Genomic DNA, 12,315 nt, shown 5'->3' on the forward strand with positions numbered 1-12,315 from the left:
GATAAACCTTCCAAATATGCAATCTCAGGAAAGCGTATTCTTGTGCACCACGCCCCCCTTCATGATCATCCCCAATCCTTCGTCAGGATTCGCCATGAGCGAGATATCCTCCAGAGGATTTCCGTTCACCAGCAGAAGGTCTGCGTATGCGCCTTCTTCTATCAGGCCAAGTGGACCGGCTTTGTAAGGGTGGCGCTTTCCGCTGCGCTCAAACAATTCTGCATTCAGCGAAGTCGCCTGGATCAAAATTTCAACCGGCTCGTAGTATTTTGTTCTTGCGAGAAATTCCTGGCTCTGAAAGGGCCCGAGATCGATCGTTCCGAGAATGTCAGTTCCAAAGGACATCTTGAGTCCCAGTGCTTTTGAGCGTTCATAGCCGTTGGTTGCGCCCGCTTGCGCTTCAAGATATTTCGGCACTGAATCGCCGGTCATGCCAGCCTGTTCTGGTCCGACACTGAACGACAAAAACTGTGTCGAATAGAAAACGTCCTTGTCCTTCATCATTTGCATCGTTTCTTCAGAAGCAAAGAGACCATGCTCAATGGATCGGACGCCCGCCTGAAGAGCATTGTAAATCGCCACATCCGTATAGGCATGGATAGTGGCATAAGTTCCCCAGTGCTCGGCCTCCTTCACAATCGCGGAGAGTTCCTCCGGCGTGTATTCGGTCACATCAAGCGGGTCATGAGCACCTGTGATCGATCCGGATCCCATGATTTTGATTTGAGCCGCGCCGTAGCGCAGAGTTTCCCGAACAGCCTTTTTCACCTCCGGAACACCGTCTGCAATTATGGTCCAGCCTCGCAGGTAAGCTGGGTCCAACTGACCTGCAAAGTGCGGCGACAAATAACTGAGCCGTGGATCAAAGTCTCCGTGACCGGAAGTTTGCGAGATGAAAAAACCCGATGGCAGGATGCGTGGTCCTGGAACCACTCCGCTGTCGATCGCCCGCTTCAACCCAAATGATGGCCCCCCCATGTCACGGATAGTGGTGAAGCCACGCAACAACATCCGTCGGGCGCTTTCCGCTGCCATCGCTCCGGTGTATTCATGAGGTGAACCAAAAATCAGATTTTCTATCGTGTCATTCCACATGATGTGGGTGTGCGCGTCGGTCATACCGGGGGTCAGGACACGGCCGTCTGCGTCGATTATTTCTGCTTCATCGGCTGACAGGCTTTCACCAATCGCCGTGATTATACTATTTTCAACAAGCACATCCATGCCGTTCACAAGGGCCGGGGATTGCCCGTCAAAAATGGACGCTCCGCGAATGAGGATGCGCGGCTTTGTCTGGGCAAAAAGCCGATTGGGAGCAGCCAGTGCGAGGGATCCGGTGGCGATACCAGAAAGAAAATGGCGGCGGTTCATTGAATTCATCGTCCGGACCCCTGTATGGTTTTTCTGCTTCCGCTGTGAACACGAAACTCACTGTTGTAATTCGAAGCCCAAGTGTCCTTACCGATAGAACACTTCATTGAGAGCGCAAGTCAAAAGAACGTTTCGATGAATTGACGCAGACGTTCGCCCGCTTGCGCAGTCCGTTTTCATACCCGCCGTTCAAAGTGCAAGTCTGGGCAATATCCACTTCGGCGACCTTCATTGACCATCGGCTTATCATTCTCGACTGGCCATCGAGGATGTATATCCGGGTGTCGCTGGCTACATTGCGCAACACGCCAGTGACGCGGACTGGCACATAAAGCGATTTCTGTTGCACCAATTCCGGAAGGCTCAGTTGCACTAGTTGATTGGGCGGTGGCGGTGGAACATGGCTACACATCCCTATCTGTGGGACTAGATAGCCAGTTGAAAATCCATCGTCATTCTTGCCAGCGGGAATGAGGTAACCGGTCAGGGAGACCTCTGCGCCGTCCAAGTCCGGGTTGGTTGCCAGGGTCGCGGTCTTCCGGCGGTCGGCAACAACCCATCTCAGCGATAAAAGAGCCTCCACGTCGTATCCGGCAGCCTCTACAGCCCTGCGTGCTGCTGTTGCCCGTTTTTCTATGTCTGGGCGGGTGTCCTCCGTGACTTCGCCACTTGCAAGCCTGGCCTCCAGTCGAACAGCGGTTCTCAATGTTTCGAGGACCTTGTTCTCCATGTCACGAAACGGATCTTCAAAACTTTGCTTTTCAAGATCGGGAAGCTCGGAGAATGTGATCTGGCGCGGCTCGGCGATCGCCATTCCGGCGGAAAGAAGAGAAGCGGTCGCCCAGACTATAAAATGCCTCAAAGCGGGAGCTTCAAATGAAAACACAGACATTTCAGTTCCCGCCCTTTGCAGGAATACCTGGCGCAACATCGGGCATGCCGGTCGAGAACCGGAGATCCCATGCCTCTTCCGTCACCATCTCGAATCGTGGTTTGTCCTCCGGTTCAAAACGTATGGGCTGGCCGGCAAAGACTTCAAGAAGTTCATCATCGCGCACGGTCACCTGACCATTCACAATGACAGCTTTGAAACCGGTCGACGGGATGACGCCCCGTTCGTATGTTGCGTTGTCGGTAACGGTTTCCGGGTCGAAAACAACGATATCTGCAACCATTTCTTCCTGCATCCGCCCACGTTCCTGCATGGCCTTAAGGCCCGTCGCGCCCAGGTGTTTGGCGGCATTGTAGCTCAGGATGGACAAGAGTTGCATGAGCGGGATGTCATTCTCCCGTCCAAGGCGCAGGGTGATGCCGCGCGCTCCGGCAAGGCGCGGATGAGAATTGGTCAGGCTTTCGAAGGGAGTGTTCCATGGCCCGAACACGGGCTCGGCGAACATGGCATCACTTGCCATCGTCGTGCCCTTGAGTGTTAGCCATTTGACAGAATCTTCGGCGGGCATCTTCCACAAAAGAATTTCCTTGGTCGGGTCACTCTCCAATGTGGTTTCATAGGAAGTGTGGGTGAAATAATCGCCCGTGATCGGATCCTGCAAGGTGTCTTCGAACCGGTGTCCAAGTCTGTCGACCCAATTTTCGGGTTTAATGAAGACCGCATTCAATGCTGTTGATCCGGCTGCATAGGGATAGATTTCTCCCCAGATGTTATGGCCTTGGTCCTGCAACCGTTGAAGCAACTCGTGGGTAAGGCGCCAACCCGGATTGTTGTAATGATTGATTGTGGCAGGAGCCCCTAACGCAAGAGCGTTGGCAATAATTTCCTGTGCTCCCAGGTTCTCATGGGTGGCATCATCAGGCGTAAAGCGTGTGTGAGCAGCTGTATGGCGGTCGTATCTGGCAGCTACTTTCTGGACTTCGAACATTTCCCGGGTCGTGACACCATCCCGCATGTACCCAACAGTGCTACCGACTCCAAGCGCACCGTGCTGCAATCCCTTGTCGATAATTCGGAGGATCTCGTTGCCGCTGTCAAAGTCGGCCTTGGTCAGGCTCCAGCCAGAGTTCTTTCGAGTCTCGAGCGCTGCCGCAGGCCCTCTTAGCAAAACATCGTCGCCTTTGAAGCCGTCAATCGCGATTGCCCGTGCCTGTTCGTGGCTTGAGGCGCAGCCATAATTTGCCTGTGTCACACCGTCACGACTTTTGTACCAACGATCAATAATCGTTCCGGCACACCCTTCTTCGATGTCCATGCTGCTCGTGAGCCCGTCTCGCAGGCCAAGGGCATAGCCGATCGGAGCTTGCCAGTGGAAATGTGAATCGATAAAGCCCGGAGCCACGACATGCCCGGTAGCGTCAATTGTTTCGGATCCTGTAAGCGGTCGTTGTGAGATCTCGACGATGCGGCCATTACTTATGCCGACATTCGCCACGTTATCATAAAGGGTTTCGGGGTCCATCACCCGGCCATTATTGATGACGAGGTCGAACTCCTGAGCCTTGGCGCTAAAGGACAGCATTGAAATCGCACCCACTAGCACCGCAAGCCTTTGTAATGTAAACATTTGTTTGCTCTCGAAATTCAGTTGGCTAACCTCACCAGGGATCCATTCAGTGTGCTGTCGCTCTTCGAATGGGTTGTCCATTTGACGCATTCAGAACGAGGGCTCCGTTGCGCACCGAGAAACTGCCGTTAACCAGAACGGTCTGAACACCGGTCGCCGGTTGGTTGGCGTTTTCGAATGTCGCGTTGTCGGTGACGGTGGCCGGATCGAACACCACGATATCCGCGTCCATACCAATCTGGATCCGTCCTTTTTTGCGCATTTGCGGCACGTACGCTTCCAGCGTTTGGGCCGGCATGAGCGACATCTTCCGGATGGCCTCGGAAAGCGACATCAGCCCGCGTTCGCGCACATAGGACCGCAGAATCTTGACGAATGTTCCAGCTGAACGCGGGTGGCTGAAAACCTTGCCCGGTAGCGGCCAGGCATCCCCTTCATAATTGGAAATACCGCCATCATCATTGAAATACGACCAGAATACCGCATCAGACTCAATCAGGATGTCCGGATGCAGGACGGAAGCATCCAAAAGCGACAGATCGGACGGTTTGTCTTCATCCAGAAAGTGCCACGTGATAAAAGTCCCCGGCTTGTTGGCCTGGTAGTCGGCCAGCTCCTCTTCTGTCATCCGGTCTTTGCCGAGCTGGAAGTTCTCCGCGGTCGACGACATGCGCGCGCGCCAATCATCGCCGGAAAACATCGCGGCACCGACCACTGTGTTGGCCGCCCCATACGGATAAGCGCCAATGGAGATGTTGATACCGTTCGCTTTGGCATCGTTAATGAGCTCCAGTGTCGAGTGGATATCTGACAACGAGGTGCTGTTGATATGGCAGAGATGCATATGCGTGCCTGTCAAAGCCGCATTTGCAATCAGTTCCTTGACCGCCTCAAACGAGCTTTGGGGTTCAAGGTTGCTGGCATAGCGAACATGAGTGAAGGTTGCGGCTCCGTACTTTCCGGCGAGCTTGGCCAGTGCGAAATACTCCTTCTGGCCGTATCCCGGTGCGTAGCCGGCATTTATCCCTATTCCCAAAGCACCTTCGCGCAGACCCTCTTCGACAAATTCTAGGATGCGGGCGGTTTGATCCGTGTCCGCGATATCGAATTTCCAGTCATTCCGGGACTGTGCTTCCTGAAAATAGACGGGGGTCGAAAGCGGATCGGTATCCGTGAATGTCGCGATCCGTCCAAAGGTCCAGGCCGCCGAGGCACCGTAGTTTATCGGAAGGTCCTTCCCGGCCTGGCTGGCATACCACTCCCCGATGGGCAGAACGCCGGATTCCAGTTCCAGGGCAGTTGTCACACCCTGCATCGCCTGCATGCGGTAATCACCGATGTTCTGGCCATGGGCGTGCAGATCGATAAAGCCGGGTGACACGACCTTACCAGTCGCGTCGACAATGGTCTCGCCGTCCAGCGGGAACTCGCTGATCGCAACGATCTTGCCATCTTCAATGGCGACATTGCGGATCGCGTCAAGCCCTGATTCCGGATCGATCACACGCCCGTTGTTGATGACGATGTCAGCCGCCGACACAGACAAGCAGCTGGCCAGCAGAAAGGCAATCGGTGCAACTGTCCTGACCATTGGTAAGGTCCTTACTTCTTGAATGCGTTGTAGATGAAGTTTTGAACGGTCGGCGTTATCTTGAAGGTCAAGCCAAAGTCCGGGCCAAAGTTGTCATTCTTCTCAACATAGTAGTCGAACGATGCAGAAAGTTGCACCGGTGTATTTCCCAGTCTGACAACCTTGCGGAGTGTTGCGTTGACGGGAATGGTCCACTGCTCGGCTTCCCAATCGTAACTGATCTTCGGATTGGTTCCGGCTGTCCAGCCATCGCCAAGAAATTTCATTGCGAAGAGTTCTAGTGTCGTAGAGGAGTAGTCCGGTCCGGACCCGGCAACGGTCCATTGGTGTTGCGGAAAGGCAGCAAGAAGGCCTTCCTTGTTCATATAGGCAATCGCTACCTCGGGGCCGAGGCGCAATTGTTCGCCCGACAAGGTCGTGAAGGTCGGAATTGTGCCCTGCATCCCGCCGACAACGATCAATCCGCTGTCGAAGGATTGTCCGACGGCAATGTCAAATCCGACATCTCCTAAAGAGACTTCTTGCGTGAAACCGTTTCCAGCCGAGTTGGGCACAGGCTGATTGGTTGCGAAAGGGATGGCGGGCCGGACGTAGAAATTCCGTGTCCCGTCAGCTGTCAGCGGAAAGGGAAACACGGGCTGAAACAGGAATGTGTTGCCGACCTGATTGTCAGCGTCCGGCAAGTTACCGCTGTAAAACGTCGTTATGTTCTGCAAGGTCAGGGTGGCGAGAGGGGAGTTCGGATTGTTCAGCTGTTGGGCGAGCTCGTCGGACGAAAGTTCGCGCGGTTTTTCAGCGACCGTCTTCAGTTCTGAGACCGTATCGATCTGGTGTGGATTGTCGACAGCATTGAAGGCTGAGCCGACACGCTCGTTCGGTATTTCGTCAGCGGTTGCGACCGTAGCGAAGGCACATGCGCATAAACCCGCAAAAAATATTAAATTCCTGAATTTCAACATCCAGATTCTTCCCCAGCGTAAACTCAAGTTGAGGCATAAAACACGGATTGTAAACGGGTGTTTGGGTCGAAGATGATTACGTATTTTTTCGTAAATTTGGCGATAATGCAGTTTCATAGTCTCTGATCGCGGCATCACGAGAAGAGAGAAATCAAGGAACAGGATCCTGGACTGTATGGGCAGTCCGGTTGTTCAAGGTTTTAATCGCTGGCGTGACCACATGGAAAACCTTCCCGCATTGGAGGCTGCGATAGTCGGCTTCGCTCCTGGCAGGGTGGACAGCATTTATGTTCAAGGCAAAAACTCGGTGCTCGTCTGCTGTTGAGGTACTTGGAACTGCTTCCCTGGGCTTTCAAGGCTGGAGACCGTAATTCGCCATCTTGGCACACGAATCCGAAGTCAGAGCATTGACAATTGCGCAAGTCCGGGGCGAATTTTCCCCGAACCAATCACGTGCGGAGAGACCAACATGCTTGCCTTTTTTCTGAATGCCTTGCGTTTGTTGAAGGCGATCGCACGTTCCTGGAAAGATCCCCATTTCAAGGGTGGCCTGTTGCTGTGCATTTTCATGTTGGCGTCGGGCACTGTATTTTACAGCAGTGTGGAGGGCTGGAACTGGGTCGACTCGCTGTATTTTTGTGCTGTGACCCTGTCCACTGTTGGCTATGGCGATTTGATCCCTCAAACCGACCTCGGAAAACTCTTTACTGTCATCTATATATTCGCGGGGGTCGGCGTATTCGTTGCCCTGTTTGCCCAGTTCGCCCGCGCGCTGATACGGGATACGAAGTAATTGCTCTGCTGGAGAAGAAAAATCCTTGATCGAAAATGTATGAATGTTTTCTTCGTTTAGGTGATCTCGCTAGCATGTCGAACCACAGCCTCCTGCAAACGGCCGCTTTAAGGGGCTAATTGAGAAGTGGTGAACGACCGGAATGGGGGCGCGAAGCTGCCGGATGGCGGCCTTCTGCAATTAGGAAGTTACCATGTTGTGCGCGGTCCCGCAGTGTGCAGGGCCGCACGTTTTCAAATCTCAGTATGTTCCGCTAACTCCAGGGCATCTTCGATGTCCACGCCCAGATACCTGACCGTGTTTTCGATCTTTGTATGCCCCAAAAGGATTTGTATGGCGCGAAGGTTGCCGGTCGCCTTGTAGATCATCGCGGCCTTGGTGCGTCGAAGCGAGTGGGTGCCGTAGTCTTCGCGTCGCAGTCCGATCGCGGTCACCCATTCGTCCACCAGGCGGGCATACTGGCGAGTGCTCAAATGATCGGTATGGTCAACTCTGCTGGGGAACGCATAGTCATCGATCGATCCGCCGCGCCGTTCGAGCCACGCGAGCAAACTCGCCCTCACATCTGGAGTTATTTCGAATTGAACCGGACGTCCGGTCTTTTGCTGAACGACCATCGCTCGGGATCGGATTTCGGTCCCAGTGACGAGCGTTCCAATCTTCATCTTCACGAGATCGCAACCGCGCAGTTTGCTGTCGATCGCAAGATCAAACAACGCACGATCTCTCATGCGTCCCTCGCGATCGAGGAAGAAGCGGATCGCCCAGATCTGACGTTGTTTCAACGGTTTCTTGACGCCGACCTTTCGGCCGGCATTCCAAGCTGGGCGCCCCAATGCATTCGGATCAAATTGTGCAGTACCCATTTCTTCTCTCCTTTGACCAACATTGGTCATCTGGAGAACACGTGAGCTCAACGTAGGGGCCGTGAGCGGACTGTCTGGTGTTTGGAGATCCCCAGGTAAGAGCGGACATGCAAATGTAGCTCGTAAGCAAACGGTTCCGGCCCTTTCCATCAATTTGCATGGAGTTTTCCTTGCTGCGGCTCGGCGCGTCAAAGTTTCCATTCAATTGAGTTTTGATCACGTCGACGCCGCCGCCGAAGATAGTTGACGATTTCAATAGCAGCGAGAGTCAGTAGATCCACTCTCCAAAGGAACTTGATTGCGACAATAGAAAGAGCCTGGGATATCCTGCAATCAGGCCGATCAATGCGGTGCATGGTCCATAGGCGTTTTCTTGAACCGCTGTCGCGTTGCGACCAGGACGCCGCTGACAATCAGCAATGCGCCAACGCATTGATAGATGTGGATCTCCGCACCCAATATGGCGACGGACTCCGCGGCTACAAATATTGGCACGAGATAGGAAAACAGCGAGGATGCCGATGCGCTAATTTCGTTTGTGCCGAAGTTGAGCAGATGGAGATAGAGCGCACCCATGCCAACCCCGACGAAGAGGATTGAACCCCAAACTTGCCAGGAGTAGTCGAACGGTGTTGGCGTACTGGCCTCGTAGGCAATAAAGACGGGCGATAGAACAAGGGTCCCAATGACGAGAAGCACAAACAGACCCTCTTCAGGTTTGGGATGTAAATCCCATTTCTTGAGCAGCACAAGATAGAGACCACGGAAGGTATTGGACGCGATCATCAACAGGAAAGCCAGATGCGGATTGAAGTCGGCAACGTTGGACAGGCTGCCCCGGAAGGCAAAGACCAGGGCGCCTGCAAGTGCGAGCGCGACACCCAGATATTGCACGCCTTGCAGCCGCTCGCGCAGCAGCAGTGCGGAGAACAGGATCGTCAGGAGTGGAACGCTCGTGTAACCGGCCCCAAGATCAATCAGATCGTTCGACCGCAGTGCCAGATAGACCAGCCAAGGCGTGAACACCACGCCCACGATTGCAAGTACCGTTATGCGAAGACTGTTACCGCGAAAATAGCGCCATGGGTTGCCCTGCCTTTTGAGAACGAATGGCACCACGCAAATGGTGGCGATCAGGCAGCGCCAAAAAGCCAGCACAACCGGCGGGACCTCATTTACCGCCAGGTTGCCAAACAAAAAATTTCCGGCACTGACAAGCATGGCCAGAAGCAGTGCAAGATACGCCAGGACAATCTTGTTGTTTTCCATCACGTCAGGAGAACATAGCCTGCTCAGGGCGCAAAGCGCTAAAGCGTATGCAGGGTTTTGTGAAAGGGCGTGTTTTTCCGGAAACCGGAGCTCGGCAACCGGAAATAGATGACAGAGGAGAGTTGCCGACACTGACCGAGTTAACTTCTTTTTGAACGAGGGGCTGGTTCAGTGAAACTTGCTGAGAAAGGGCACATATCAGATGCTGATCATCAGCCGTCGCACTCCAGCGCAGCTTCTCCTGAGCGGGTATCTATTTCAATGAAATAGATACAGTAATTTTACGGGCCGCGACCAGATTAGAGTCTTCAATAACTTCAAAGAAACAAAAACCAAGTCGGGTTAACAGGAGTTATGAAAGTCGGAGGAATCAGTTTTACGGCCGAGTAAACGACATCAATACCAACGTAACATTCAGGTCGTTGTGATCGTTCGGAAACTTGTCCACAGGTCTTGTCTTTTGCGAATGGGACTTGTTTGCCAAGATTATGTGTCACGGCTCGGGGCAAAATATCCCGTTCACATCGAAGAGACCTGACACCCGGCTTCTTTGATAGACCGGGTGTCAGGTGTTTTTGTTTGGGTTGCCGTGTTAGGCGACGAGATCGATATAAGTATAGGTCTCCGGAGTATAGACCCACTCGCCATTGTCGTTGGTGATCAGCGTGATCTCGGTCGGCTGGTCAAAATTGTCATTCTTGTCGAGAACAGCCAGGGTTTCACTGTTGTAGTTGTCAAAGAGAGTCCAGTCGTTCTCCCCTTCGATCCACGTCAGGGTGGCGCCGTAATCAACATTCGATGAGCTATCGGCATAGGACAGTTCGTCGATCACGATCGTGTCGGCTCCGGCGCTGAAGTCTGTGATGTGTGCGGAACCGCCGTTCAGGACAAAAGTGTTTGACCCACCGGTACCTGTCCAGGTGTTGGAACCACCTGTCGAAACGAGCGTATTGTCCTCGTCGCTACCAATGATCGTGTCCCCGAATTCAGAACCAATGAGGTTCTGGACGTCCCAGAGATAGTCCTCGTGAAATCCTTCCAGGTCCTGGGTAACCGTGAAATGGGTGCCATGCGACGGGTTATCTGGGTCAATCGACAGTACCGTCATGTCGGCATTGATGGCGCCGAACGCATATTGATAAGTGACCGTGTCCTCACCCGTTCCACCAAACACCAGGTTGTGGCCAGTTCCCGTGGCGAATAAGTTGTTGCCTGAGAACCCGTAGAACTTCGCACCACCGCCTGTCGCGGCGTTGATCGAGTCACCAGTTACGTCAAAACTGAACAGGACATCGTTGTGTTCGGTCCCCATGTAGGTTTTGTACGTGGAGTCGCCGAACATGTGGTTCCCGTTCCAGGCGCCAAGGAACATGTAGCGTCCCGCACCAATGTCGTCAGAGAAGGAGCCGATGGAAGCGATGTCAGACGCATCTACACTGAAATCATTGGTTGCGTCACCGCTACCAACGGTCAGACCGTCGGAATCCATGATAAGCACGCTCGACAATAACGCTTCCCCGAAAGCTTTCTTTTCGATCGAGCTCAGCGAACCCGAGGTACCGAAAATCTCTGCCGCCGAGGCAAAGTCGACATAGGCAAGCACAGTATTCGAGTTGTAGTCATAGATGGTCAGATCATGGCCGTCCGCTTCGACTTTCACGGCAAGGTTGGTACTGCCTTCCGCGTTCATCGGTAGCAACAGCCTGTCCGTCAACGGGTTGAAATCATAAATTTCCGTTGCCTCGAACACGGGATAGTCCGTGGTCTCGACGACCTGCGATGGGGTGCCTCCCACCAACGTGCTGATAAGGTCTGTTCCGGCCGTGAGCATCATGCCCCAAAGCGGATTGGTTGCGCCCAGTTCTTCTATCGCCCAACCGAAGAAGTTAGAGGTGGTGTCGATGGTGGTATCCGTAACCAGGCCCATCTGCCATTCGGACATGGACGACGTCACAGTGGTTTCCGAAGGTGGAATGTTTCCTATGACAACAGTATCAGTGCCAGAGCCGAGCATTATCTTGTTGGAGTTCGTCGTTCCGTCGAGGTTGTTTTGATCGACAACGACCCAATTGTTACCGTTGCCGAGCACAACTGTGTTGCTGCCCTTGCCGGTAACAATGAAATCATCTCCGGTCCCGCCGAAAATTGTCGATGAGCCGCTGCCGCCGTCAATCCGGTTGTCGCCACCGACACCATAGATGATGTTGTCGCCGCCAACTCCGTTGATGGTATCATTTCCTTCACCACCGATCAGAGTATCACCGTAGTTGCCGCCGGTGATGTCATTTCCAAAGTCACCACCTTTGAAGATGTTGTGAAAATCGTAACTCTTTCCGGTCGCGCTTGTATTGCCCTGCCAATGGTTTTTGGTCACGCCCTGGTAGGTGACATAGTCTTCGGCGTTGCTCGCGTCGATCGCGGTGTAGAGGTAATGTGTTTTCAGATGATGCCAGCCGTTCTTGCCGCCATTGGAATAAACCGGGTCAATCAGACTTTCAGCATCGATCGTCAGCTGATCGGCGTCGGTAACAAGCAGGCCGGCTGAGCGCAGTTCCATTTTGTCGTAGAATGCAAGACCCGTCTGATGCCAGTCCGTGCCGACCAGCAGTTTCTCTTTGGCCATCGCAGTGAAGTCACCATCTCCCCACCGGCCACTTACGGTTGGTCCACCATCCAGGGCATAGCCCGCCAGTGTGTCCAGTCCGAGTGTTTGCAGCCTCGTCCATTGACTGTCGGAATAGAAACTCTCAGAAGAGCTCATTGCAGTTGACGACAGCATTATCGACTGGAATTCAGTCGAGGCCGGGGCAGACCCTGGCTGAAGTGGCTGCACGGCGATCAGGCCGTTGCTGTCCTTGGAGGCCGGAACAGGGCCGAGCGGCAGGGGATGCACAGCAATCAGATCATTGTCTTCCGGCACGTCTGTACCGCATTTCGGCGACGGCAT

Annotated in this window: 8 protein-coding genes and 1 pseudogene; 1 reads left to right on the forward strand and 8 read right to left on the reverse strand. The window is 53.6% G+C overall.

Annotated features, from left to right (window positions below; translation table 11 throughout):
• Window positions 1-24: 24 nt before the first annotated feature.
• The 5 genes from Q0915_RS18845 to Q0915_RS18865 all read right to left on the reverse strand — a co-directional run bounded on the left by Q0915_RS18845 (window position 25) and on the right by Q0915_RS18865 (window position 6,440).
• A complete protein-coding gene (locus Q0915_RS18845) occupies window positions 25-1,380 on the reverse strand; it encodes an amidohydrolase family protein (protein ID WP_299476987.1) in 1,356 nt (451 codons plus the stop codon).
• Between the two features lie 94 nt (window positions 1,381-1,474).
• Complete coding sequence (locus Q0915_RS18850) at window positions 1,475-2,263, reverse strand: DUF3299 domain-containing protein (protein ID WP_299476990.1); 789 nt, start codon at window positions 2,261-2,263, stop codon at window positions 1,475-1,477.
• Window position 2,264: 1 nt separating this feature from the next.
• Window positions 2,265-3,845, reverse strand: coding sequence for a hydrolase (locus Q0915_RS18855; RefSeq protein WP_299476993.1), 1,581 nt, complete (start codon window positions 3,843-3,845; stop codon window positions 2,265-2,267).
• 91 nt (window positions 3,846-3,936) lie between these two features.
• A complete protein-coding gene (locus tag Q0915_RS18860; protein WP_299476996.1) occupies window positions 3,937-5,481 on the reverse strand; it encodes an amidohydrolase family protein in 1,545 nt (514 codons plus the stop codon).
• Between the two features lie 11 nt (window positions 5,482-5,492).
• On the reverse strand, window positions 5,493-6,440 hold the full coding sequence (locus Q0915_RS18865; protein WP_299476999.1) for a hypothetical protein: 948 nt from the start codon (window positions 6,438-6,440) through the stop codon (window positions 5,493-5,495).
• Window positions 6,441-6,909: 469 nt separating this feature from the next.
• Between Q0915_RS18865 and Q0915_RS18870 the strand changes: the two genes are divergently transcribed.
• A complete protein-coding gene (locus Q0915_RS18870) occupies window positions 6,910-7,233 on the forward strand; it encodes a potassium channel family protein (protein ID WP_299477002.1) in 324 nt (107 codons plus the stop codon).
• Window positions 7,234-7,466: 233 nt separating this feature from the next.
• On the opposite strand, the gene Q0915_RS18875 is transcribed toward Q0915_RS18870, so the two are convergent.
• The 3 genes and pseudogenes from Q0915_RS18875 to Q0915_RS18885 all read right to left on the reverse strand — a co-directional run.
• Window positions 7,467-8,099 (reverse strand): tyrosine-type recombinase/integrase, encoded by a 633-nt coding sequence (locus Q0915_RS18875; RefSeq protein ID WP_298987165.1) that lies wholly within the window; start codon window positions 8,097-8,099, stop codon window positions 7,467-7,469.
• Between the two features lie 342 nt (window positions 8,100-8,441).
• Window positions 8,442-9,368 (reverse strand): DMT family transporter, encoded by a 927-nt coding sequence (locus tag Q0915_RS18880; RefSeq protein WP_299477007.1) that lies wholly within the window; start codon window positions 9,366-9,368, stop codon window positions 8,442-8,444.
• A 592-nt stretch (window positions 9,369-9,960) separates the two neighbouring features.
• Window positions 9,961-12,315: pseudogene (locus Q0915_RS18885) on the reverse strand (hypothetical protein); the annotation flags it as partial.

The organism is uncultured Roseibium sp., from assembly GCF_947494555.1.
GTDB lineage: Bacteria > Pseudomonadota > Alphaproteobacteria > Rhizobiales > Stappiaceae > Roseibium.

Bases quoted from the DNA above. Each gene is read 5' to 3' on its own strand.
- Q0915_RS18870 (WP_299477002.1), top strand. From the start codon at position 6,910: ATGCTTGCCTTTTTTCTGAATGCCTTGCGTTTGTTGAAGGCGATCGCA.
- Q0915_RS18855 (WP_299476993.1), bottom strand. From the start codon at position 3,845: ATGCTGTCCTTTAGCGCCAAGGCTCAGGAGTTCGACCTCGTCATCAAT.
- Q0915_RS18860 (WP_299476996.1), bottom strand. From the start codon at position 5,481: ATGGTCAGGACAGTTGCACCGATTGCCTTTCTGCTGGCCAGCTGCTTG.
- Q0915_RS18880 (WP_299477007.1), bottom strand. From the start codon at position 9,368: ATGGAAAACAACAAGATTGTCCTGGCGTATCTTGCACTGCTTCTGGCC.
- Q0915_RS18875 (WP_298987165.1), bottom strand. From the start codon at position 8,099: ATGGGTACTGCACAATTTGATCCGAATGCATTGGGGCGCCCAGCTTGG.
- Q0915_RS18845 (WP_299476987.1), bottom strand. From the start codon at position 1,380: ATGAATTCAATGAACCGCCGCCATTTTCTTTCTGGTATCGCCACCGGA.
- Q0915_RS18865 (WP_299476999.1), bottom strand. From the start codon at position 6,440: ATGTTGAAATTCAGGAATTTAATATTTTTTGCGGGTTTATGCGCATGT.
- Q0915_RS18850 (WP_299476990.1), bottom strand. From the start codon at position 2,263: ATGTCTGTGTTTTCATTTGAAGCTCCCGCTTTGAGGCATTTTATAGTC.